26 protein-coding genes are annotated in these 24,244 nt (G+C 32.6%); 13 read left to right on the plus strand and 13 right to left on the minus strand.

The window, feature by feature from the left end; genetic code table 11:
- Positions 1–45 precede the first annotated feature (45 nt).
- Together GR162_RS13480 and GR162_RS13485 are read left to right on the plus strand one after the other, a co-directional pair.
- Complete coding sequence (locus GR162_RS13480; protein WP_160782601.1) at positions 46–1,182, plus strand: hypothetical protein; 1,137 nt, start codon at positions 46–48, stop codon at positions 1,180–1,182.
- Positions 1,142–3,478 (plus strand): hypothetical protein, encoded by a 2,337-nt coding sequence (locus GR162_RS13485; RefSeq protein ID WP_160782602.1) that lies wholly within the window; start codon positions 1,142–1,144, stop codon positions 3,476–3,478. The genes GR162_RS13480 and GR162_RS13485 overlap by 41 nt, the downstream gene beginning before the upstream one ends.
- A 241-nt stretch (positions 3,479–3,719) precedes the next feature.
- Here the strand turns inward: GR162_RS13485 and tpiA are convergent, their stop codons facing one another.
- From tpiA to GR162_RS13505, 4 genes are all read right to left on the minus strand, one after another.
- On the minus strand, positions 3,720–4,472 hold the full coding sequence (gene tpiA / locus GR162_RS13490) for a triose-phosphate isomerase (protein ID WP_160782603.1): 753 nt from the start codon (positions 4,470–4,472) through the stop codon (positions 3,720–3,722).
- A 97-nt stretch (positions 4,473–4,569) separates the two neighbouring features.
- Positions 4,570–5,067, minus strand: a complete 498-nt coding sequence (locus GR162_RS13495; protein ID WP_066035041.1) for a TlpA disulfide reductase family protein — start codon at positions 5,065–5,067, stop codon at positions 4,570–4,572.
- Between the two features lie 331 nt (positions 5,068–5,398).
- On the minus strand, positions 5,399–6,499 hold the full coding sequence (locus tag GR162_RS13500; protein ID WP_160782604.1) for a BT_3928 family protein: 1,101 nt from the start codon (positions 6,497–6,499) through the stop codon (positions 5,399–5,401).
- Positions 6,500–6,590: 91 nt separating this feature from the next.
- Positions 6,591–7,130 (minus strand): DUF1599 domain-containing protein, encoded by a 540-nt coding sequence (locus GR162_RS13505; protein ID WP_160782605.1) that lies wholly within the window; start codon positions 7,128–7,130, stop codon positions 6,591–6,593.
- A gap of 224 nt (positions 7,131–7,354) precedes the next feature.
- On the opposite strand from GR162_RS13505, the gene folP reads away from it, so the two are divergent.
- Positions 7,355–8,182 carry a dihydropteroate synthase gene (gene folP / locus GR162_RS13510; protein ID WP_160782606.1) on the plus strand — a complete coding sequence of 276 codons (828 nt, stop codon included), beginning with the start codon at positions 7,355–7,357 and terminating at the stop codon, positions 8,180–8,182.
- A gap of 143 nt (positions 8,183–8,325) precedes the next feature.
- A complete protein-coding gene (locus tag GR162_RS13515) occupies positions 8,326–8,958 on the plus strand; it encodes a hypothetical protein (protein ID WP_160782607.1) in 633 nt (210 codons plus the stop codon).
- A 63-nt stretch (positions 8,959–9,021) separates the two neighbouring features.
- On the opposite strand, the gene GR162_RS13520 is transcribed toward GR162_RS13515, so the two are convergent.
- The 8 genes from GR162_RS13520 to GR162_RS13555 form a co-directional block, all read right to left on the minus strand.
- Entirely contained in the window at positions 9,022–9,492 is a 471-nt protein-coding gene (locus GR162_RS13520; protein ID WP_160782608.1) for a CHRD domain-containing protein, read from the minus strand.
- Between the two features lie 174 nt (positions 9,493–9,666).
- Entirely contained in the window at positions 9,667–10,140 is a 474-nt protein-coding gene (gene rlmH, locus GR162_RS13525) for a 23S rRNA (pseudouridine(1915)-N(3))-methyltransferase RlmH (RefSeq protein WP_111283719.1), read from the minus strand.
- 142 nt (positions 10,141–10,282) lie between these two features.
- On the minus strand, positions 10,283–10,585 hold the full coding sequence (locus GR162_RS13530; RefSeq protein ID WP_160782609.1) for an antibiotic biosynthesis monooxygenase: 303 nt from the start codon (positions 10,583–10,585) through the stop codon (positions 10,283–10,285).
- A 161-nt stretch (positions 10,586–10,746) separates the two neighbouring features.
- Positions 10,747–12,162, minus strand: a complete 1,416-nt coding sequence (locus GR162_RS13535; protein WP_160782610.1) for an adenosine deaminase — start codon at positions 12,160–12,162, stop codon at positions 10,747–10,749.
- Between the two features lie 171 nt (positions 12,163–12,333).
- A complete protein-coding gene (locus GR162_RS13540) occupies positions 12,334–12,618 on the minus strand; it encodes a GNAT family N-acetyltransferase (protein ID WP_160782611.1) in 285 nt (94 codons plus the stop codon).
- Between the two features lie 5 nt (positions 12,619–12,623).
- On the minus strand, positions 12,624–13,019 hold the full coding sequence (locus GR162_RS13545; protein ID WP_160782612.1) for an OsmC family protein: 396 nt from the start codon (positions 13,017–13,019) through the stop codon (positions 12,624–12,626).
- Between the two features lie 2 nt (positions 13,020–13,021).
- The gene (locus tag GR162_RS13550) at positions 13,022–13,903 is read right to left on the minus strand and encodes a pirin family protein (protein WP_160782613.1); all 882 of its coding nucleotides are present in this window, start codon (positions 13,901–13,903) and stop codon (positions 13,022–13,024) included.
- 182 nt (positions 13,904–14,085) lie between these two features.
- Positions 14,086–15,186, minus strand: coding sequence for a DNA alkylation repair protein (locus GR162_RS13555; protein WP_160782614.1), 1,101 nt, complete (start codon positions 15,184–15,186; stop codon positions 14,086–14,088).
- A 203-nt stretch (positions 15,187–15,389) separates the two neighbouring features.
- On the opposite strand from GR162_RS13555, the gene nadC reads away from it, so the two are divergent.
- The 5 genes from nadC (at position 15,390) to priA (ending at position 20,923) form a co-directional block, all read left to right on the plus strand.
- Entirely contained in the window at positions 15,390–16,247 is an 858-nt protein-coding gene (gene nadC, locus GR162_RS13560) for a carboxylating nicotinate-nucleotide diphosphorylase (RefSeq protein ID WP_160782615.1), read from the plus strand.
- Between the two features lie 79 nt (positions 16,248–16,326).
- Positions 16,327–17,250, plus strand: a complete 924-nt coding sequence (locus tag GR162_RS13565; RefSeq protein ID WP_160782616.1) for a YihY/virulence factor BrkB family protein — start codon at positions 16,327–16,329, stop codon at positions 17,248–17,250.
- A gap of 1 nt (position 17,251) precedes the next feature.
- Positions 17,252–17,680: a DUF2147 domain-containing protein gene (locus tag GR162_RS13570; protein WP_160782617.1), complete on the plus strand. Its 429-nt coding sequence runs from the start codon at positions 17,252–17,254 to the stop codon at positions 17,678–17,680.
- A gap of 10 nt (positions 17,681–17,690) precedes the next feature.
- Complete coding sequence (bla-B1-FLAV, locus tag GR162_RS13575) at positions 17,691–18,449, plus strand: subclass B1 metallo-beta-lactamase (RefSeq protein WP_160782618.1); 759 nt, start codon at positions 17,691–17,693, stop codon at positions 18,447–18,449.
- 23 nt (positions 18,450–18,472) lie between these two features.
- On the plus strand, positions 18,473–20,923 hold the full coding sequence (gene priA, locus GR162_RS13580; protein WP_160782619.1) for a primosomal protein N': 2,451 nt from the start codon (positions 18,473–18,475) through the stop codon (positions 20,921–20,923).
- 7 nt (positions 20,924–20,930) lie between these two features.
- On the opposite strand, the gene GR162_RS13585 is transcribed toward priA, so the two are convergent.
- Positions 20,931–21,629, minus strand: coding sequence for a LytTR family DNA-binding domain-containing protein (locus GR162_RS13585; protein WP_008463025.1), 699 nt, complete (start codon positions 21,627–21,629; stop codon positions 20,931–20,933).
- Between the two features lie 177 nt (positions 21,630–21,806).
- Between GR162_RS13585 and rpsF the strand changes: the two genes are divergently transcribed.
- From rpsF to GR162_RS13605, 4 genes are all read left to right on the plus strand, one after another.
- Positions 21,807–22,148: a 30S ribosomal protein S6 gene (gene rpsF, locus GR162_RS13590; protein ID WP_008463027.1), complete on the plus strand. Its 342-nt coding sequence runs from the start codon at positions 21,807–21,809 to the stop codon at positions 22,146–22,148.
- Between the two features lie 5 nt (positions 22,149–22,153).
- Positions 22,154–22,450 (plus strand): 30S ribosomal protein S18, encoded by a 297-nt coding sequence (rpsR, locus tag GR162_RS13595; protein WP_002987043.1) that lies wholly within the window; start codon positions 22,154–22,156, stop codon positions 22,448–22,450.
- Positions 22,451–22,516: 66 nt separating this feature from the next.
- Positions 22,517–22,957 carry a 50S ribosomal protein L9 gene (gene rplI, locus GR162_RS13600; RefSeq protein ID WP_160782620.1) on the plus strand — a complete coding sequence of 147 codons (441 nt, stop codon included), beginning with the start codon at positions 22,517–22,519 and terminating at the stop codon, positions 22,955–22,957.
- 130 nt (positions 22,958–23,087) lie between these two features.
- The gene (locus tag GR162_RS13605) at positions 23,088–23,561 is read left to right on the plus strand and encodes a DUF6495 family protein (protein ID WP_160782621.1); all 474 of its coding nucleotides are present in this window, start codon (positions 23,088–23,090) and stop codon (positions 23,559–23,561) included.
- Positions 23,562–24,244 lie beyond the last annotated feature (683 nt).

The raw sequence follows: 24,244 nt of genomic DNA on the forward strand, positions 1-24,244 counted from the left end.
TTTTAATACTAATTTTGAATTATATTTTGTAAGTTTTTTATTATTATGAAAAATATTGTTTTGGTGGCGCTTTTGGTCATTTTAAGCTCTGCAAGCTGCGAAAAAGAGCATGATGTTATCCGATCTTTTTGTTATTGGAAAACCGATATGTATTTTCAAGAAGCAGAAGATTCTTTAGTAAAGAAAATGGATGTCCAACATATGTATGTCCGTTTCTTTGATGTAGATTATAATCCGTATTCAAAAGAATCTTTGCCCGTTGCTACCATTCAGGATATTTCACTCAATAAAAGCAATCCTGAGATTACACCAAGCATTTTTATTACAAATGAAGTAGTTTTAAAATCAGATGCCAAACAGCTGGATAGTCTTGCGGTGAGAATGGCTCGCCGAATTGGCCAGATTGCAAAAAGAATGAATGACAGAAAAGCAGAAAGCAATGCGTATAATATTGTTTATCCAAAAGATTATTATAAGCAGAAAGACTTTAAAGCCCTGAATTATGATTCGGTTAAAAAAGCGGAATCGGCCAAATTAAAAGTTGATTTTAAAGAAATCTTGATTGACTGTGATTGGACCGAAAAATCTCAGAAGAATTATTTCTATTTATTAAAGCAGATTAAAAAGCAATATCCAAATTCGAAAATTGCGGCAACAATCAGACTTTGGCAATATAAGTATGCTGCAAAAGCTGGAATACCGCCAGTTGATAAAGGCTTGCTGATGTGTTATAATATTACCAAACCAGATGATTTTCAGACTAAAAATTCTATTGGCACTAGCGAAGAATTGGCGCAATATATTACCCATAGCGATTACAAACTCAAACTGGATATTGCGTTGCCGTTGTACAGCTGGGGAGTCGTTTTTAGAGGAAATCAGTTCAAAGGCATTTTATCAGATTATGATCAATTGATAAAAGATTCCTTAAAAGTGAAAAAAAATTCGGATGCTAAATATGTTTTGCAAGATGATGTTTTAGTAGGGCAGACGTATCTTAGAAATGGCGACGAAATTAGAATTGAGAAAATTTCAGATAATGAAATCGATAAAATGATTTCGATCATTAAAAACAAAATTCAGATTGACAATCAGACAAAAGTGACTTTTTTCTCTTTTGATAAAAAATACATCAACGATTATGGAACCGAAAATATCTCCAATTTTTATGCGCGCTTTTAGCAGTTTGCTTCTCGTTTTAAGCGTCCAGTTTTCATTTGCCTGCGGATGGAGCGTTTCTCCAGAAACCAGCCGTTTGGCTTTGTTTAGAGCACAGCGAGAAGGTTTCTTTAAGCTTACGCCATTCTATTATTCGGCAGATAATTATTATGCAACTAATACTGTTTCGAGCGTAGATCAGGAAAAGAATTGTTTAGAATGGAAAAAGAAATTAGGAAATGGCATTAATCCTGATGACGTTCATAAGATTTTGTATGAGACAGATTCAGAGCAATTTCAAACTGCTTTTGAAAACAAAACTTTAAAAAGTGTCTTTCCTAAAAACACTTTTGTAGAAGCTTTATTGTTGTCTAAAAATAAAGCTTTTTTAAATTATATTTTGCTGGCTAAAAAGTTGGAATATGGTAATGTAGAATATACAAAATGGGAATCTTGGGATCAGGTAGGAAGCAATTACAAAAACTTTGATTTAGAAGATAATTTCGATTTTGAAAAGAAAATAAAGTCGACTAAAGATTCATTTCTAAAACAGCGCTATGCTTTTTTAGCATTGCGGTATTATTTTTATGCACAGCAAAAGCTAGATGTTATTCGATTGTATGATGCCTATTTTGCTTCGGAATCGAATACAATTCTTAAACCATGGGCGTTGTATTACAATGCGTTATGTGTTGAGAATTTACCTTTGCAAAACTATTTGCTAAGTAAAGTTTTTAATTCCTGCGAAGAAAAATCATTTGCAGTGTTGCAGCATTACAATTGGAAATTGACCGAAGAAACTTTGGCATTAGCCCAAAATGATGAAGAACGAAGCGTTATATTGTCTATTGAAAGTCTCAGAAATCCAGCACCAGATTTAAAATCGATAAAAGATATTTATGAATTAAATCCGAACAGTTTGTTTTTGAGTTTCTTGATAGGGAGAGAAGTAAATAAACTCGAAGATTGGATTTTTACCCCTCAATATACCAATGATGGTACGCCGTCTGTAGTGTTTAGCAGTACCGATTGGTATGAAAATTACGCTAAAGCGAAAGAAGAAAACTTCAACAAGGATATTTTATATTTGAGAGAATTAGAGTATTTCCTGATTTCGATTCGCGAACAGACTTCTGGAGAACAGAAAGATTATATTACTGCCGCAATTGCTCAATTATGTTTTATTGACGATCAAGTTGATGAAGGGAAAAAATATACTGATTTGATTTCAAATAAAGCCAATGTTTCGATACAAATGCAAAAAAATATTCAGTTGGCTTTGGTTTCATTAAAACAAGATGATTTGAAGAATGAAAAAGTTCAGAATCAGCTTTATAAATACTTTGATTCAGTTGAAAATCTAGTAGAAACCGATCACGGACTATTTAAAAACTTATACAGTTTATACCGAATTGCAAGTAATGATTTTCGTAAAAAAGGTGATATTGTTACAGCTGGTTTACTTTGGATGAAATCGGATATTAAAAATGGAGGAGAATATGCAGCATATAATAATCCGTATTTCTTTAGTTATATAGGATATTTTGACCGAAATGCGTCTGTAAAAGATGTCGATCTTTTGATCGCGTTACAACAGAAAACAGATAAAACGCCTTTCGAAAAATATATCTGCTCGGGAACAATTGCTCCAAATGTCAATTATTATAAAGATTTAAAAGGAACAATAGCCTTTAGAAATAATGATTTGCAGTTGGCTTATGAAACTTTTTCAAGCATGCCACAGGATTTTTGGGAAAAGAATTATGAGTACAAAAACTATTTAAACGAAAATCCTTTCACGCCTAAAATCCTTCAAAAACAAGAAGAACGCAAATTTGATTATCGTTTCAATAAAACCGATTTTATAGCCAAATTAATTCAGCTGAAAAAGCAAAATACAGGAAGCAGTAATCTTCAATTGGCTCATGCTTATTTTAATGTTTCTTATCTAGGAAATTCCTGGATGATGACCGCTTATGATTGGACTTCTGGAGCATCTTACACAGATTATGTTTACGGAGATAATTCTGAAAACGAAAAGAAATACCAAAATGGCAATTATTACAACTTGAAAATGGCCAAAATGTATTATGAAAAAGCTTTGAAAATGTCTAAAAACAACAATGAAAAAGCAATGGCCAGTTTAATGATTTTTGAATGCAATTATTACAATCATTACGCCGAATTGATTAGGGAGGAACAAGAAGCCAAAAATCCTTTTAAAGCAGGAAAAGAACTGGTTAATTTTTATTCGATATACAAGACAACACTAACGTTTAAAAAGTACAATTGTCCGCTTTTGAAATCGTTTATTAATTAGTTTTTTTGTGAGATGTGAGATGTGAAAAGATGCAAGATGTAAGAGAAAAGATAGAGATATAAAAAAGCGTTCGCACAGCGAACGCTTTTTTATATAAGGATTTTAAAATCTAAAATCTAAAATCTAAAATCTAAAATCTAAAATCTAAAATCTAAAATCTAAAATCTAAAATCTAAAATCTAAAATCTAAAATCTAAAATCTAAAATCTAAAATCTAAAATCTAAAATCTAAAATTCAAAATTAGATAGCAGTTACAATAGCTAAGAAATCATCAGCTTTTAAAGCTGCGCCTCCAATTAAACCACCATCTACGTCTGGTTTAGAGAAGATTTCTTTAGCGTTTTCTGGTTTCACAGAACCACCGTACAAAATAGAAACTTCATCAGCGATATCAGCTCCGAAAGCTTTACGGATAGTTTCTCTGATAAATTCGTGCATTTCCTGAGCTTGCTCTGGCGAAGCAGTTTCTCCAGTTCCGATAGCCCAAACTGGCTCATAAGCTAAAACAATTTTAGACCAAGATTCTTTTGCAATATGGAAAACACCGTCACGCAATTGGTTTTCAACAATGTTGAAGTGATTTCCAGACTGACGGTCTTTTAATTCTTCTCCAAAACAGAAAATAACTGTCATATCATGTTTTAAAGCAGTATCAACTTTGTTTGCGATTAAAGCGTCTGTTTCGTGGAAAATAGCTCTACGCTCAGAGTGACCTAAAATTACTGTATTAACGCCAATGCTAGTTAACATATCTGCAGAAATTTCTCCTGTAAAAGCACCACCTTCAGCTTGGTGAACGTTTTGAGCAGAAACCCCGATAGTTGTATTTTTTAATTTAGACGCTGCCGCTTGTAAGTTTACAAAAGTTGGCGCTACAATTACTTGTGCATTTGTTTTCGCTGGAATTTTAGCAATTAACTCGTTTAATAATTCTTCAGTTTGTGCAGCATTTTTATGCATTTTCCAGTTTCCTGCAACAATCGATTTTCTCATTTTGGTAGTTTTATATTATTTTTTTGTTTTTTGTTTGAAATTAAAGCAAAGTCCAAAATTGATGTTTGAATTTTGACATTGCAATGATCATTGAAGCTTATTTCAATGATTGTAAAGTAGAATTGATTTTTTCGAAATCAGTTTCAATCGCTCTGTATAAGACGATTTTTCCTGTTTTGTCAACTACGATGTATCTTGGAATCCAATCTAAGTCAATAGCTTTTCCGAAAAGGCCTTTCATACCATCATTCATCATGTAATGGTCTCCTTTGTTTAACTCATGTTTTTCAATTCCTGCTTTCCATTTGTCAGCCGTTTTGTCAGCCGAAATGAATAAGTAAGAAACATCAGGATTATTGGCTTGCAATTCTTTTAATTTTGGCATTGCTTTTACGCAGTCACCACACCAAGAAGCCCAAACTTCGATAACCAAAGTTTTTCCTTTGTATTTTTTTAAGATGTTTTTGAAAGTAACCTGACTTCCGTCGGTAGCTAATAATTTCTCAGATAGAGCCTCTTTAGAAAAAGCTGTTTTCTGAGCCTGTGTGCAAGAAAAAGAAATAAATGCAATTACGGCTAGGACTAATTGTTTCATATTTTATTAAAATTATTTTTTTATTAAGGTACTGAATTCACAAAGTTAAACAAACAAATGGAATGCCAATTGCAGATTAACAAAATTTGAAGAGTCGTTTATTTTGTAACAAAACAGTATTTTTTGGTTGAAAAAACCGTTTTGAAATCGTAATAGTTGGCTGTGAAATCGAGTATTTTTTTGAAACTCCTTTTTTGAAAAATAATTAAAAAGCATTTTTTTGTTTTCGCAAATGAAAATTGAAGCAGAAAAACGTCAGATTTCATAAAAAAAGCCTTCAATAAAATTAAAATTATTGAAGGCTTTTTAGATTTATTTGTTAATTGAAATATTACAATTTCAAATCATCTGTATCATTGTAATGCACTTTTTGAACAATAGTTCCATTATGAACAACTACAATGCTCGGATTTGCTCTTTCGACAGTTTTTAAAGCTGTACCGTCGCAGAAATAGAAATCGATATCTAGAGCATAGTCTTTTTTGGCTTTTGCAATTTCCTCAGCTCCAGAAGCCGTCATTCCGATTACTTTGTAACCTTTTGCTTTTGCATCTGAAGTGACCTTTGCTAGTTTTTTCATTCCTTCCGGATTTGATAAATTCAAATCATAAGCCACATAAATCAACAATTTAGGCTCTTTTAATAATTCTTCTTTATAGTCAGAATCATCTTTTGTCATGGTGAAATCATGAATTGGCGGAACGTATCCTTCAGAAATTACTTTATCTTTTCTATCAACAAATACGGCACCTTCAGGAATATTCATTAAATCTTTCTCTGTAAATTCTTTATCAACGCCATTTACTTTATAGATAAAAATCATTTCTACAACCGATTTAGGCGCGCCTTCTGGAATTTCCATTCCTTTCTCGATGTTTGTTCCCACTTTATACGGACGGAAATCTTTAATCGGATTGTGATTTATAACCCAAACAGCCATGAATACACAAAGAATAATGCTAATCAACACAATGATATTGGTAACCAGTTTAGAAAATAAAGGTCTTACTAGTTTTTTATTGACGAATAAAATCAAGATAAAGAACAGTAAAACAACATCTTTTGTAAACGATTGCCAAGGCGTTAAATGTAAAGCATCTCCAAAACATCCACAATCTTTTACTACATCAAAATAAGCAGAGTAGAAGGTAAGGAATGTAAAGAAAATGATTAGCAATAATAAAGCCCAAATCGTCAATTTTGATTTATAACCCACTAAAAGCATCACACCTAAAACTACTTCCAGAATAACTAAAAAGATTGCTAAACCTAAAGCCAATGGTTCTAAAAAAGGAATATTGAAAACAGGCTCGCTGAAGTATTCAGCCAATTTATAAGAGAAACCAACAGGATCGTTTAGTTTTATTAATCCAGAAATGATAAATAGGACGCCGACAAATAATCGGGAGAATTGGGTAATGATGTTCTTCATGATAAATATTTAGGGTTTAAATTCTAAATTTTTAAATCCCAAACTCCAATATTAAAGTTGGAATTTGGGATTTTATTTTTTGGAATTTGATTTATTTTATTGGGTTTAGGATTAAGGCAAAAACAGAATAATTTATCATATCCTGATAATTAGCATCGATGCCTTCAGAAACCAAAGTTTTGCCTTTATTATCTTCAATCTGCTTAACGCGAAGCAATTTCTGCAGAATCAAATCGGTTAAAGAACTTACACGCATATCACGCCAAGCTTCGCCATAATCATGGTTTTTAGCTTCCATTAAATCTTTGGTCAGTTTTACTTTAGCATCATACAATTCAGTTGCTTTTTCAACGTCAAGATCAGGCTGATCTACAACGCCTAATTCTAGCTGAATCAAAGCCATAATCGAATAATTGATGATTCCGATAAATTCTCCCTTTTCATCTTCATCCACTTTGCGGACTTCATTTTCCTGCAAACTTCTAATTCGCTGTGCTTTTATAAAAATCTGATCTGTCAATGATGGCAATCTTAAGATTCTCCACGCACTGCCGTAATCTTTCATTTTATTGATAAACAAGGTGCGGCAAACCGCTATAACATTATCAAACTCTTGGGAAGTATTCTTCATTTATATGCTGTATATTTGCTAAAATTTCTTCAAAAATAAGGATAATTTTTTTAGAGTTTCAAGTTTAAGGCTCGCTTTGTTTCAAGTTTTTTCTAAACAAAGTGTTAATAGGGATAACTTGAAACGGAAAAATGTTTCAAGTTTCAGGTTTCAAGTTTTACGTTCCAAAACTTGTCCAATCTGAATCCAACTTGAAACTTTAAACAAATAAAAACTTGAAACAAATGTTTATTAACTGCAAAGGCGAACTTATAGATTTATCGGTTCCTAAAGTAATGGGAATCCTAAATGTTACGCCAAACTCCTTCTTTGACGGAGGAAAATATAAAAACGAAGACGAGATTATTTCTAGAGTTGATAAAATGCTTTCTGAAGGCGCAACATTTATCGATATTGGCGCTTATTCGAGCAAACCAAGCGCAGAATTTGTCTCAGAGCAAGAAGAAATCGACCGCATTGTTCCAGCCATAGAATTGATTTTAAAACACTTTCCGAAAACATTATTATCGATCGATACTTTTAGGGCTGAGGTAGCAAAAGCGAGTATCGAAAGCGGTGCAGCGATTATAAACGATATCGCGGCAGGAGAATTGGACGACAAAATGTTTGATGTTATTGCCAAATATAACGTTCCGTACATTATGATGCACATGCGAGGCAATCCGCAGACGATGCAAAGTTTAACGCAATACGATGATATTATAAAAGAAATGCTTTTCTATTTTTCTGAAAAAGTAAAAAGAGCGAGAGCTTTAGGAATCAACGATTTGATTTTAGATCCAGGTTTCGGTTTTGCCAAAACAACCGATCAAAATTATGAAGTGATGCAGAAGATGGAGCTTTTTAATATTTTAGAATTGCCGGTTTTAGCTGGGATTTCAAGAAAATCAATGATATATAAAACGCTTGATATTACGCCTCAAGAAGCTTTAAACGGAACAACGTTTCTAAATACAATCGCTTTGACAAAAGGAGCAAAAATTCTTCGTGTGCACGATGTGAAAGAAGCGGTGGAATGTGTTACTTTGTTTAATAAAATAAGTTTCGAATAATATTTAACGATCGTTTTGTCATTCCGAGGAACGAGGAATCACACTCGAAACTCGACAAACATTGGCGAATTTCTGAGAGGAAATACTAGTGTGATTCCTCCTTCGTCGAAATGACATACTTTATCTAAAATGAATTATAAATTATGAAATACTTCACTTTAATTATCGCTTTATTTCTTTTCTCTTGCGAAAAAAAACAAGACGTTTTACTTCCAAAATCAAATGTTTCAATCGTAAAAGACGTGCAAGATCATTCCCCGATTTACATCTTTTTTAAAGTTGAAGGAAAAGACACCATTGCCGATTTAAATCGAAAAAGTGCCATAATTTCAACGAATTGGATTTTTAATATAGATAAACGTCTTCCTTTGAAATTGGTAATTCCTCAAGTAATAAAAATGCAGGATAAAAAGCGAAACGAGAAAATGCATCAAAATGAAGAATCTGAGAACTATTATTCGTATGCAGATTCAGTTGGAAAGAATTTAGCTTTTCTGCCTTTTACAAAAGTGTTTTATAAAACAGAAAGACCCAAAATAGGAAATTTTGTAGTTTACTTTAAAAAAGGCAAACAACAGGTTTTTATGGGAAATAAGGAGATAAAAATATCAGAAATATTAAAACAATTCTATAGCATAAAGTTTGAAAAAGTACCAGATTTGGTGTTTTTATTTGATAAGGATATGAGTTATGAAGAGTACATTCAATACAAAATCCTATTGCAAAAAGAGGTAACTTATAATCTCGATAGACTTCCTGTAGAATTTATTTTTTAATACGTTAACATAAAAAACGAAAAGCCTTTCTGATTCAAGAAAGGCTTTTTTAGTTTTAGAAGTTTAATAACCACCGCCTCCGCCACCGCCATCTCCGCCAGAAGTGCCGGTTTTTGTCAGAGTACCGCTGATTTCGCCATTAGGATAAGCAGTAGTGTGTAAGTTCACGTAATAATGATTAGCCATCAGTTCAGTAATTTGTGCATCAGTAATAGAACCAGATACAGATATGGGAGAGGTAGATACACTGGCATCAGGAAACGGAATAACAATTGTGCCGTCTGCCGCATGTATATGACCATGTATTGGTACCAATCCTGAAAAATTTACTTTAAGATCAAATGTTTTAGCAGTCTGATTTAATTTTAGTGTTGCACTGCCTGAAGCTGAAGAAGTTGCGCCTGTAACTGGGGTCAAATTAGCAGTAAATGTCACAATTACTGGTGATGTGTAATTGTCGTCGTAACCATTAGAACACGAAGTCCCAATTAAAAGCAATAGTAGGATTGCCGAAAGGCGAAATAAAGATTTCATAATTATATGCTTTTTAGGTTAGAAGAATATTAAAAAACTATAATTATTAAATTTTATTAAGATTTAATAAATCACTATAAAATTACGATTTTATTTTCAGAACAAACTGTTTTTGTTGTGGTAAAATGCTGTTTTTTAGTTGTTTGTGATTTGGTGATTAGGAAGTAAAGAGGTTTATTGATGATGATAAGGTTCATTTCGTAAAATCGTAAATCCGCGGTACAATTGTTCGATAAAAAATAAACGAACCATTTGATGTGAAAAGGTCATTAGCGAAAGCGAAACTTTTCCTTGAGCTTTTTTGTAAACCGTTTCAGAAAATCCATAAGGTCCGCCAATTACGAAAACCAACGTTTTTACGCCAGAATTCATTTTCTTTTGCAGTTCTTCAGAAAAACCGACGCTGGAGAACGTTTTTCCGTTTTCGTCTAATAAAATCAATTGATCGGTTGCTGAAAGTTTTGAAAGAATCAATTCGCCTTCTTTTTCTTTTTGCTGGCTTTCAGATAAGTTTTTTACGTTTTTGATATCTGGAATAATTTCCAATTCAAATTTGATGTAAAACGACAGACGTTTGGTATAATCGTCAATCAAAGTTTGAAGCGATTTATTATCTGTTTTGCCTATTGCGATGAGTTTGATGTTCATTGGTTAAGTTTTTTTTAAGCCACGAATTCACGAATTAATTTTAAAATAATTTTAGCCACAGATTTCACAGATTAACACAGATTAAATTATTTTACGCTAAGTAAAAATCCTTTTAATTCTTTTTAATCTGTGGCTAAAAAAACTATTTTTTATTCTCAAAAACCGTTACGAAATGTTCTACAATTGGAAAAGGTTCGTAATAATGATGCAAAATCTTTTTCCATTCCAAATACTCTTCAGAAGTTCTGAAACCCACTGTGTGATCTTCAAGTGTATTCCAATCGACCAATAAAAGGTATTTGTTTTCAACTTCAAGACATTTTTCTAAACGATGTCCTAAGTAGCCATCAATTGAAGAAATGTATTGGCTTGCTTTTGCAAAATCAGCTTCAAATTGATTTGCCAATTCTGGTTTTACATATAGAAATGCGGCTTCTAGTATCATTATTTAATATATTTTATCTGCTCGATCTGCAAAATCTGCGGAGAATAATTTTTGCTCTCGCAGATTTAGCAGATTTATTTTTAATTCATTTATAAAAAAATCTGTTTGTATCTGCTTCAATCTATTTTAAATCTGCGTGAAACCTTATCTACGCAATAAATCTAATTTTTAGAAAACTTCGCTTCGAAAGTTTTAAAACGATTATCTAAATCTTTAATCAATTGTTTTTTTACCGACGCATCTTGGATGAAACTATAATTGATGCTGTTGTAAACATATTTTTTAATGGTTTCGTAGTTTACATCAGGATATCTTTTTGCCAGTAAAACATATTGCTCCGTCATATTGCTTCTTAAAATTCCCGCATCGTCTGTACTGATTACAATTGGAACATTAAATTCTTTATAAAGGGTAAATGGATGTCTGTTTTCTTTTACTTTCAAAATGAATTCGTTACTCACTAAATTGATTTCAATCGGAATATTTTTTTGAGCCATATATTTCAATAAATCATACGAATTGGCTTCGTAAGCAATATCAACTCCGTGACCAATTCTGTTGGCGCCTGCCAAATAAATGGCATCGTTAATATGCCACGTTAATTCTTCAGGCTGAACCAAACCTAAAGTCAATTCACCCGCGTGGAGCGTATATTTTACGTCAGGGAATTTAGAATGGCAATATTTGAACATAACCATGTGTAGCCAATAATCTTTCATAGAATTTTCACCATGTTCTGGAGAAACGATGTTTACACCTGCAGTTAGTTTGCTTTCGCTTGAGGAAATAAAAGCAATAACTAGATTTTTGAATAAATCTACAGGTTCCATAAAACGAAGCACAAAATTTTGATAACGCATGGTGAACTTTTCGTCATCTATTTTTAAATCCTTATGCAGTTTTGCAATGAAATTGGTATTGAAATCATCGGCATATTTTTTGGCATCTTTTTTCTGAAGCGATTTGTACAATTCATCCAAAAGTTTTAAAACTGCTTTTTCATCTTTTTGAGTTGAAGCCTGGCGTAATTTGGCGTTAAAATCATCTAAATCAGAAACATTCATATCACAAGGAATTGTTGATAATTGTGTTTCGATATAGCTTACATTTTCAGCAATGGCGCGTTTTTTTAATTCCAACATTCCTTCTGCAAAATGACCAGCAATTGTTGGCTCAAATTTCACGAAAGAATCAAAAAACTGATCATCAGAAGGTACAGACCCATTATAGTCTTTAATTGACCAAGTCTGCATAATCTGCTGTTCGTAATACTCTAATTTTCCTTTGTTTTTGATAGATGAAAAGTTCTCCCAGTTTCCGTTTGAAGGTTTAGTTTTAGAAACGGCCATAGTTTCCAGATTCAAATAAAAGTCTTCTGCAATAGCTCTTTCTAAAAGCGGTTCTGCATAAACTGATCCTGAAAAATGGTGGTGTAAATCGCCTCCTTTAGGCATTTGTTGAAAGAAAGCGGTTAAGAGAGCTTCATTATTTCTGATTTTTTCCAAATAACTCTCAGCCGATTGAGAAAAGCCGATTTGTGCTATAAAAAAACAGAAAAGCGTAATTATTCTTGTCATACTCTAAGATTAAATTACGCGCAAATATACGATTTTTTTTTGAGGTTCAAAGTTGCAAAGTTACATAGGGGCAAAGTTTAGAATAAACGATTAATAGCAATTAAATAAAAAAAGACGCACAGCAGTGCGTCTCTACAATAAGCCTTTGTCCTAACTTTGAACCTTTGTAACTTACGAAAAAAGTACATCACGAATTTCCTCAACCTTATCAAAAACACTTTTTGCAAAAGGACATAGCGGAATGATTTTCAAATTATTTGCTCTCGCATATTCTACAGAAGCCATAACCAATTTTTTACCAACACCTTTTCCGTTAAAATCAGGATTTACTTCGGTATGATCGATTATAAATTTAGTGTCTCCTGCCCAAGTATAAGTCATTTTTCCTGCTTCTTTTCCGTCTTCTACTGCTTCAAAATATCCTCTTTTTGTATCGTTTATTTGCTGAATTTCCATTGTAATTATATTAATGTCGTTTTAATTTCGATTGAATGTGTCAATGTTTTATGGATTGGACAACTGTTTGCAATCGTTTCTAATCTTTGTCTTTGCGTTTCGTCTACTTCACCGATTACTTCAATTCTTCTGGTAAATGAGGTGCAATTTCGCTCTGAGTCTCTTTCAAAATCAATTTTGATATTGATTTCTTCAACGTTCCATTGCTTGCGATTAATGTACATTCGTAAAGTAATCAAGGTGCAAGAAGCTAATGATGACGCTAAAAGTTCAGTAGGATTTAAACCTAAATTTTTTCCGCCTAATGATTGAGGTTCGTCAGAAATTAAAACATTTCCGCTGGCAGATGTAATTTCCGTTCGATACAGACGCGTATCTATTTTTGCTGAAATTGTATCCATAATTATTTAATTCTTGGTTCTGGTAATGGAACAAATTCGGTTTCGCCAGGAACTTTCGGGAAAGTTTGATTTGTCCAGTCAGTTTTGGCTTTTTCGATGAGGTTTTTATCAGAAGAAACGAAGTTCCAAAAGATAAAATGTTCTTCAGGAAAAGGTTCTCCGCCAAAAAGATAAACAGTAGAGTTAGCAGCAATTTCGAACTCGCAAAGTGAAGCTTCAGTTGTAATTAAAATCTGTTTTGGATCGTAAACATGTTCGCCATTTTTGATGCTTCCTTCCAAAATATATAAACCACTTTCGCCAAATAAATGATGACCGATATTGATTTTTTTAGCTTCTTTACTTTTAATTTCAATAAAGTATAACGGACTATAAACAGGAACTGGCGATTTTTTGCCAAAAGCTTCACCAGCAATTAATTTATATGAAACACCGTCTTCTTCCCAAGCTGGAATATCATCTGCTTCCACATGCGTGAAATTCGGATCCATTTGTTCCAATTCTTTCGGAAGCGCCACCCAAATCTGCAATCCGTGAAGCATTTTGTCTGAATGTCTTAAATATTCTGGAGTTCTTTCAGAATGAACAATACCTTTTCCAGCTGTCATCCAGTTTACGGCTCCAGGTTTTATTTCCAATTCTGTTCCTAAACTATCACGGTGCATAATGCTTCCTTCAAACAAAAATGTTAGTGTAGAAAGTCCGATATGCGGATGCGGAGGAACATCCATATTTTCGTGGTCACTTAAATGTGCAGGTCCCATATGGTCGATAAATACAAATGGACCAACGGCTCTTTTTTCACGGAAAGGCAATAAACGGCCTACCAAAAAGTTGCCAATATTGGCAGCACGTTCTTCGATTATTAAACTGATATTTGACATGGTATTATTTGATTTGAAAACAAAATTACAGTAGTTGTGCTTTTCTATAACTTAATTTAGATTAAGAAAAGTTGTTTTTAGTATTATCTATAAAATTAAGGAAAATGTGGAATAATTCAAATGCTCCTTATTATGGGTTCCTCGGAATGACAAAAAAATGCGAGGATTCATTATCATTACGTTTAATCAATCAACTCAAATTCCAAAACTTCACTTTCAGTTCCATTAATAATAATCGATAATTGATGCGCCCCAGTATGAAAAACTCTCGTTGTGATTAACTTAAAAGATTGGTTTCTTTCAATTTTGGTTAATTGATTTGGATGATACACCTTTTCACTAATTTTAAAGACTTTTTTTGCCAAATGTCCTTTTGCTTTTTTGTAATGGACGGCATATTCTAAACGAACTGTTTTTGGCTCTTCATTTTTATTGTTTAAATGAAATTGAAACTGAAGATAATCACCAATTTTTACGACAGGCGTTTTGATTTCGAAAGAAGAAAGTTTAATATTGGTGCTTTCTAAACCATAATGGCTTAAAATTTCAGGATGACCTTGTTTTAATAAAGTTCGCGAGCCATGTTTGATAATTCCGTCAGTTTCTTTGCTGTGGCCTTTCCATTTCGAAGCAATTCCGAGCACAATCTGCGGATTATCTTTAGCAATATCGTTTAAATTATTGGCTACGCTTCTGCGGACATATTCTGAAGGATCATTTTTTAAATTCTCCAAAATCGGTATAATAGAAGAAGGATCTTTCTTTAAAAATGGAATCGCCATTGCCCAAGGTAATCTCGGGCGCGAACCTTCGCTTGCTAAACGTCGAACATGATGATTTTTGTGCAATGACCATTTTATCATTTCGTCAATCATTTTCTCCTTATATTTTAAAATGAAAGGACGAACGGCAAATTCACAGCTTATAAATTGGGTTACAGAAACAAAGGCTTTCTTTGAAGTTTTAAAATCGTCTAAACCGTACATTTCAATATAATCGGCAAAGAAAATGAAAGCAAGGTTTCCTTCTGTAAAACTATTTTTCTTTAAACTTTCTATGATTTTATCAATCAATGAAACAGCTTCGGGAAAATTTTGAGGCATAAATTGATGTAACACTACTGTTGTATGTTTCATTCTTTCTTTCCATTCCTTTTGAGCAAAATCGCCTTCATAAATCGCTTCAATAAATTTTTCTTTATTGAACGCTGGATAAACTTCGGCAACAGCCTTACTGAAATTTTCGTAAAAAGAAACGGAGTAAATGTCTTTAATTAATCCCATATTTTGTTTGATTGAAGCTCAAAGATATTTAATTGAACGTTTATTAAGAGATTAAGTGTTGTTAAGAATTGTAACTTTATTTTTCAGAATATCTTAAGGGTTAAAAAAGAGATATTTAATGTTTTGTATAATTTTTCATGTTATTGGAATTTTCAAATCCATAAAATATATCCTAATTTAGCATTATTAATAAAAATAGCAAAATGATAAGCAAAGTTCAATTTCAAGCAGAATTAAAACTCTTAATAGAAAATGCCATAAGAGAAGATGTCGGACCGGGCGATTATAGTTCGCTGGCTTGTATTCCAGATACTGCTCATGGTCAGGCGAAACTATTGGTAAAAGATCAGGGAATCATTGCCGGAGTTGAACTTGCCAAAATGATATTTGAACATGTAGATCCGAAATTGAAAGTAAAAACTTTTATAGAAGACGGTACGCGTGTAGAATATGGTGAAATTGTTTTTGAAGTTTCTGGCAGCTCGCAATCTATTTTAAAAGCCGAAAGAGTGGTTTTGAACACTATGCAAAGAATGTCAGCAATCGCTACAAAAACCAATCATTTAATGCAGCTTTTGGAAGGTACAAACGCAAAAATTTTGGATACGCGTAAAACGACTCCAAATTTTAGAGTGGCAGAAAAATGGGCTGTCAAAATTGGCGGAGGCGAAAATCATCGTTATGCGTTGTATGACATGATCATGCTAAAAGACAATCATATTGATTTTGCTGGCGGAATTACACGCGCTATTGCAAAAACTAAAGAATATCTGAAAGAGAATAATCTTGACTTGAAAATTATTGTTGAAGCTCGTGATTTGGATGAAATCAGAGAAATTTTATTGAGCGATGGAGTTCATAGAATTCTGATAGACAACTTTAACTATGAAGATACAAAAACGGCAGTAAATTTGATTGGTTCAAAATGTCAGACAGAATCTTCTGGAAATATCAGTGAAAAAACAGTTCGCGAATATGCTTTGTGCGGTGTAAATTATATTTCGTCTGGTGCTTTGACGCATTCTGTCTATAATATGGATTTGAGCCTAAAAGCTTTTTAAAATTGTTAGTTGTAAATTATCAATTATTAATTTAAAAATCTAAAAGTCTAACATCTAAGAAGTCTAAAAATCTAAAAAAATGTCGAAAGAGATAGAAGATCAGATTGAGAAGCTGCCTGTAATACGCAATCTGGCCCGACTTTTTAAAAGAATAAAATTCCCTTGGTTAGAGGGATTTTCTTTGTATGATTTGCTCGAAATGTACTCTTTAGGAATTCTTGAAGGGGCTTTTTCATATCATGCAAGTGCTGTTTCTTTTAGCTTTTTCATGGCATTATTTCCTTTTGCTTTATTTATTTTAAACTTAATACCGTTTATTCCGATAGATAATTTTCAGGAAGATTTTCTGCAGTTTGTGCAGCAGAGTGTTCCTCCAAATACATTTGATGCAATTAGTAAAATTATCAGCGATATCTTAAATAATAGTCACTCAGGATTATTATCATCAGGTTTTTTGCTTTCGATTTTTTTGATGGCAAATGGAATTAATGGGATTTTAAGTGGCTTTGAATCTTCAAAACATGTTTTTGATAAACGCGGATTTTTTAAACAATATCTTGTTGCACTAGCAATTTCTCTTGTAATGACAGTTATTTTGTTTGTAACAGTAGCTACGATTGTAGTTTTTGAGGTTTTCATTCAAAAAACCATTATTCAAGATGTGCTGAGCGATCGTATTCCGCTGATTATTTTAGGACGATATTTATTCGTGATCTTAATGATTTTGATAACATCTTCAATATTATTGCGTTATGGAACAAAGCAGTATAATAAAGTGCCTTTTATTAGTATTGGTTCTGTTTTTACGACGGTCTTAATTGTTATATCTTCGTTCTTTTTTGGGATTTGGGTTATAAAATTTTCAAAATACAACGAACTTTATGGTTCAATTGGGACATTATTAATTCTAATGTTTTATATTTGGATAAACTGTATGATTCTGCTTTTAGGGTTCGAATTGAATGCTTCTATCAGAAAATTAAAACAAAAAAAAGAAAAATAATATGAAAAATTTGATGCTAACTATCGGAGTGTTCTTCTTTGCCCTAACCATGCAAAGTCAAAGTGTAATTGGAAAATGGAAGACAATTGACGATGAAACTGGCGAAGCAAAATCGATTGTTGAGATTTACGAGAAATCAGGAAAAATATATGGTAAGGTCGTAGATATTCTTCGTGAAGGCCACAAAAAAGATGTTTGTGTAAAATGTGATGGTACCGAAAAAAACAAACCTATTTTAGGAATGGTTATTATGAACGGACTTAAAAAGGATGGTTCTGAATATAACGGAGGAACAATCTTGGATCCTACAAGCGGTAAAAAATACAAATGTTATGTTACTTTAGAATCTTCAGATAAATTGAAACTTCGCGGTTACGTTGGAATTTCTTTGATGGGAAGAACGCAATACTGGACGAGAGTAAAAAATTAATTACAATCTAATGCGAAAATTAACTTCGATAATTTTATTCTTAGTCGCAGTTTCAAATAGTTTTGGACAATCTAAGAATTCGCCATTACCAATAAGTCATCTAACAGGTGACTTTTATGTTTATAAAACATTTCATGATTACAACGGGACACTGATTTCTGCCAATGCCATGTATGTAGTTACAGACAAAGGCGTTGTGCTTTTTGATGCGCCTTGGGACAAAACGCAGTTTCAGCCATTATTGGATAGCATAAAAGCAAAACATAATAAAGAGGTTGTTATGCTTTTTGGCACGCATTCTCATGACGATCGTGCGGGAGGGTTTGATTTTTATAGAAAAAAGGGAATTAAAACCTATTCTGGCAAATTAACTGATGAGATTCTGAAAAGTAAAAACGAACCAAGAGCTGAATTTGTAATTCCAAACGATACCGTTTTTACCGTTGGACAGTATAAATTTCAAGTATATTATCCTGGAAAAGGACATGCGCCAGATAATATCGTAGTCTGGTTTGGGAAAGAGAAAGTCCTTTATGGCGGATGTTTTATAAAAAGTGTTGAAGCAAAAGATTTAGGCTATTTAGGAGATGCCGATGTGAAAGAATGGGAAAAATCGATAAAAAGAGTTCAGTCAAAATTTAAAAATCCCAAATATGTTATTCCGGGACATGATGGCGGAACTACCAATAAATCTATAAATCATACTTTAAAGCTGGTTCAAGATTATAATTTTTCAAAAAGCGCTTCTCTTAAAACTGGCCAGAAATAATTACTGGCTTATACAATATTTTCATGCATTTCATCGAAGTCATTTTACCGCTTTCCTTAGCGAAGACATTTACCTATAGAATTTCTGAAGCTGAATTTCATTTCATTAAAAAAGGAATGCGAGTTGCTGTGCCATTTGGCAAAAGCAAAATATACACAGCGCTGGTTTTGGATGTTCATGAAAATGCACCAACATTGTATGAAGCGAAAGAAATTCATCAGATTTTAGACGAAAAACCAATTGCTACCGAAATTCAAATTAAACATTGGCTTTGGATAGCGAATTATTACATGTGCGGTATTGGCGATGTGTATCGAGGGGCATTTCCAAGCGGATTGTTACTGGAAAGTGAAACCATTATTTCTCATAAGTCTGATGTTGTGGTAAACGACAGCGAGCTTTCTGATGACGAGTTTTTGATTTATGAAGCTTTGCACCATCAGAGTTCATTGAAGGTTCAGGAAATTGTTTCGATTTTAAACAAAAAAAACATACTTCCGATTCTGCAAAAACTGATTGCGAAGGATATTATTTTTTTGGATGAAGAAATAAAAGAAACCTACAAGCCCAAATTGGTTCGATATGTAAAATTACATTCCAAATATGAATCTGATAATGGTTTGGAAGAATTGATGGGCGTGCTGAAAAATGCTAATAAACAAAAAGAAATTGTTTTGGCTTATTTTCAAATCAGCGCCTCAGAAAAAAAGCCAATTACGGTAAAGAAGCTTACTGAAGTCTCAAATGCAGGATCTGCAGCGGTAAAATCATTAGTCGAAAAAGAAATATTTGAAGAATATTATTTACAGCATGACCGTGTTACATTTGATGGAGAAAAATCGGAAAAGGAATTGAAGTTGAGTCAGGCGCAAGAAAATGCTTTCTCTGAGATAAAAAACAGTTTTGTAGAGAAAGAAGTTTGCTTGCTGCATGGTGTAACATCGAGCGGAAAGACTGAGATTTATATTAAGTTAATCGAAGAATATCTGCATACAGGAAAACAAGTTTTGTATCTGTTGCCGGAAATTGCACTTACTACGCAGCTGGTCTCGAGATTACGTCTTCATTTTGGCGATAAAGTAGCTGTTTTTCATTCTAAATACAGCAATAATGAAAGAGTTGAGGTTTGGAGGCAAACGCTTGAGAATTCGCCTAAAGCACAAATTGTAATAGGAGCGAGATCGGCTTTGTTTTTGCCTTTTAACGATTTGGGACTATTAATTGTTGACGAAGAGCATGAGCAGACTTTCAAACAGACTGATCCTGCGCCCAGATATCATGCGAGAGATGCGGCTATAGTTTTGGCTAATTTTCATAAGGCTAAGGTCTTATTAGGCTCAGCAACGCCTAGCATCGAAACTTATTTTAACACTCAAAATGATAAATACGGATTGGTAACTCTTTCCGAACGTTATAAAAATGTTCGTTTGCCTGAAGTGATTTTGGTTGATTTAAAAGACAAGCATTTCAGGAAAAGGATGACAGGGCATTTTAGTGATCTTTTAATTGAAGAAATCGCAGAATCGTTGTCGTTAGGGGAGCAGGTTATTTTATTTCAAAATAGGAGAGGATATTCGCCTATAATCGAATGTTTGACTTGCGGTCACGTTCCGCATTGCCAGCAGTGTGATGTGAGTTTGACTTATCATAAACACAAAAATCAGCTTCGTTGCCATTATTGCGGCTATTCAATTGCAAAACCTACTAATTGCCACAGCTGCTCGAGTATAGATTTGACCACAAAAGGATTTGGAACAGAGCAGATAGAGCAGGAGCTGACTTCTCTTTTTCCGAAAGCGAAAACGGCAAGAATGGACCAAGATACGACTCGAGGCAAATTTGGTTTTGAAAAAATAATCGATACATTTAAAAATCGTGAAATCGATATTTTGGTAGGAACGCAAATGTTGGCCAAAGGACTTGATTTTGATAATGTTGGTTTGGTTGGAATTATGAATGCTGATAATATGCTTCATCATCCAGATTTTAGAGCTTTTGAGCGTAGTTTTCAGATGATGACTCAAGTGGCAGGAAGAGCAGGAAGATCTGAAAAACAGGGGAAGGTCGTTATTCAGACTTATAATCCGAATCATAATACAATCCAACAAGTTACAGATCATAATTATATAGGTATGTATAAAGAGCAATTGTATGACAGGCAAATTTATAGATATCCGCCTTATTTCAGAATTATAAAGCTTACGCTAAAGCACAAAGATTTTGACAAACTGAAAGAGGGGGCAATGTGGTTATATCAGGTTTTGAGCCAGAATTTGGGAATGCCGGTTTTAGGTCCAGAAGAGCCTGCTATAAGCAGAATTCGGAATGAATATATTAGAACTATTTTGATTAAAATTCCTCAAAATCTTCATTTAGGGAACACAAAAAAAACTATTCAGAAAATGCTGAATAGTTTTGAAGCTGTGGCTCAATATAGAGCTATAAAAGTTGTGATTAATGTAGATTTCTATTAACCAGCAATTAAGAAGAAGTTGAAAGTGCTTTTACTAAATCTTCTTTTTTGTTGCGGCTTAATGGTATTTTGGTAATTCCTATTTCGGCAAATTTGCTGTTAAAGCGCTCAACCTTGTCTATATTAATAATATATGATTTGTGAACACGGATAAATTTGTCTTTCGATAAATCATTTTCAAAAGATTTCATGGTAGAAAGAACCAGGTTGCTGTCGTCCTCAGTTACTACTCTCACGTAATCTCCAAAAGCTTCAATCCATTTTATTTTTGAAGTGAAGATTTTAAGTTTTTTTAGATTACTTTTGATGAATATATGCTCGCCTTCTTCTTCTTTGATGTCTTTTTTAAGCAGATGCATATCGATTGCTCTTTTTACAGAGGCATTAAAGCGGTCTACTGCAATTGGTTTTTGAAGATAGTCGGTAGCATCATAGTCGAAAGCTTTTAAAGCATATTCGGCTTTAGAGGTTATAAATATAATCTGCGGTTTTGATTTTAGTCCGTCAAGGAAATCAAAGCCGTTAATTACAGGCATTTCTATGTCAAGAAATATTAAATCGATATTATTTAATGAGATACAACTTTTTGCTTCAATTGCATTAGAAAAATCCCCGATTAAATGCAAGCCTGGGTGATTATTAACCAATTTGGCAATAATTGTCCTTTGTATAGAACTATCATCTACAACAACACAGTTTAGTTTCATAACATTTAAATTTAGAATAAATTCAGGATAGCAGTAGTAAATGTATTATTTTTTTGTAAAAAAAACTAAAGTTGAGGCATCTTTTTTGCATTACGACGAATAAAAGGAAAAAAATGTTGTATATATAAATTAAATGCTTACTTTTGCACCCAATTTTAACAAATAAATTTTTTATTTATGAATCATTATGAAACTGTTTTCATTTTAAATCCCGTTTTATCTGAGGTTCAGGTGAAGGAAACAGTAACGAAATTTGAAGAATTTCTTACTAGTAGAGGAGCTGAAATGGTATCGAAAGAGGATTGGGGTCTTAAAAAAATGGCTTACGAAATCCAAAACAAAAAAAGTGGTTTTTATCACTTATTCGAATTCAAAGTTCCAGGAGAAGTTCTACTTGCTTTTGAAACTGAATTTAGACGTGACGAAAGAGTTATGCGTTTCTTAACTGTAAGTTTAGATAAACATGCTATTGCGTGGGCGGAAAGAAGAAGAGCAAAATTAAAATCTACTAAAGCGTAATTATTATGTCTACAATTGAGCAATCTGCAAAAGGAAAAAAAGACGGAGATATCAGATATTTAACGCCTTTAAACATTGAAACTAACAAAACTAAAAAGTATTGCCGTTTTAAAAAATCTGGAATCAAATATATCGATTATAAAGATGCTGATTTCTTATTGAAATTCGTTAATGAGCAAGGAAAAATTCTTCCTCGTCGTTTAACTGGAACTTCATTAAAATACCAAAGAAAAGTTTCTGTAGCTGTAAAAAGAGCTCGTCACTTAGCTTTAATGCCATACGTGGCCGATTTATTAAAATAGTATAAAAATCTAGTCGCTGGTTTCTGTTAGAACAGAACCTAACTTCTAAAATATAAGGACAACAACATGGAAATTATTTTAAAACAAGACGTACAGAACTTAGGATTTAAAGATGATGTAGTATCTGTAAAACCTGGTTACGGACGTAACTTTTTAATTCCTCAAGGATTCGCTACTTTAGCAACTCCTTCTGCTAAAAAAGTTTTAGCTGAAAATCTAAAACAAAGAGCACACAAAGAAGCTAAAATTGTTGCTGATGCAAAAGCATTAGCAGAAGCGATTAAAGCTCTTGAAATTAAAATTTCTGCAAAAGCTGGTGGAGAGAAACTTTTTGGTTCTATCACAAACATCGACATTGCTGAAGCTTTAGAAAAATCTGGAAACACTATCGATAGAAAATTCATCACTAGTGGTATCGTAAAACGTATTGGAAAATACAATGCAAGTATCCGTTTACACAGAGATGTAATTGTTGAGTTACCATACGAAATTGTTGCTGAAAAGTAATAGTTTTAAAACCTATATTAAAATCCCGATGTAAATCGGGATTTTTTTTGCTTAAAAAAACTGACACTAACAATTAGATTTATGGCTGAGGCTTAGAGCTTGCAGCGTAAAGTTTAAAACTTAAAGGGAAATGAAATACGCGAGATTAACAAAAGAGCAGTTTGATGAATTACATGCTGAATTTGCAAGTTTTTTGGCTACACAAGCAATAGATAGAAAGGAGTGGGAAGAACTTAAAGTTAATAAACCAGAAGTTGCAGAACAGGAACTTGATGTTTTTTCAGATTTGATCTGGGAAGGCGTATTGACTAGAGCAGAATATTTGGAGCACTTTTCTAAGAATCATATCTTTTTATTTCATTGTTTTGATACGTACATTCAATCTATTGTTTTGAAATCATTTTCTCCTGAAGTTGATTTTTTAACTAAAGACGGACTTCAATGGTTGAGCGATAACATGTTTACCGACAATATTGAAATGAAGGTAGGGAAGAAAGTATTTACAGAAGAACGAAATACTTCAATTTTTGAATTGATTAAACAAGGTGCTTTTTTAAGTGACGGTCAATTATTTAATCAAATTAATACCATTATCGAATCTTAATTCTAGTTTTTAGGAAATTTTTAGATGGCAATCAATTCACAAATAATTGTTTGCCATTTTTATTTTTTAACTTTTGTTTAATGTTTTTGTTAATTTTCACCCCGTATTTCTACGTGATTATTTACAATCTTTCAATGTATTTTTAAATTGAACTTTTTTTAGAAATTATTGTTAATAAACACTTCATAATAGACAATTTTGCCATTAAAATCTTTTATATATGTAAGATTTTACTTTGTTTTTGTCGATTTAACATATTTTATTCATTATTTTGTTTAGTGAATAAATGGCAATGGAATTATGTTAAATGTAGCGATTTTTCTAATGTTTTAAGTCCTCTGGAGTTTTCAAATTAAAGTTTTAAGAATAAATTATAAGAATTTTAGGCTTGTTTTATGTTTTTGTTTTTCCTAATTTTAGGTAACAAAAGTTAAACAAAGTTTTTCTTTTGGTTTCTAAACATACAGGTAAAATTATTTTACTAATTGTTGAGATTGAAATTAGAACAATTAAATAATAACTTAATAAGTCTGCTTATGGAATTGACAATTACTTTCTTTATCAAATTTACTTTAGTTGTTTGCCTTATTTTAGCTTTATTTTTTACCCTATTAAGCTTACTTCATCTTAACAATAATTTTAATCGTTACAATATATTTAAATTTTTGTCAAAAGGTTTACCT

The sequence above is a fragment of the Flavobacterium sp. HBTb2-11-1 genome (assembly GCF_009826975.1).
In the GTDB taxonomy this organism is placed as follows: domain Bacteria; phylum Bacteroidota; class Bacteroidia; order Flavobacteriales; family Flavobacteriaceae; genus Flavobacterium.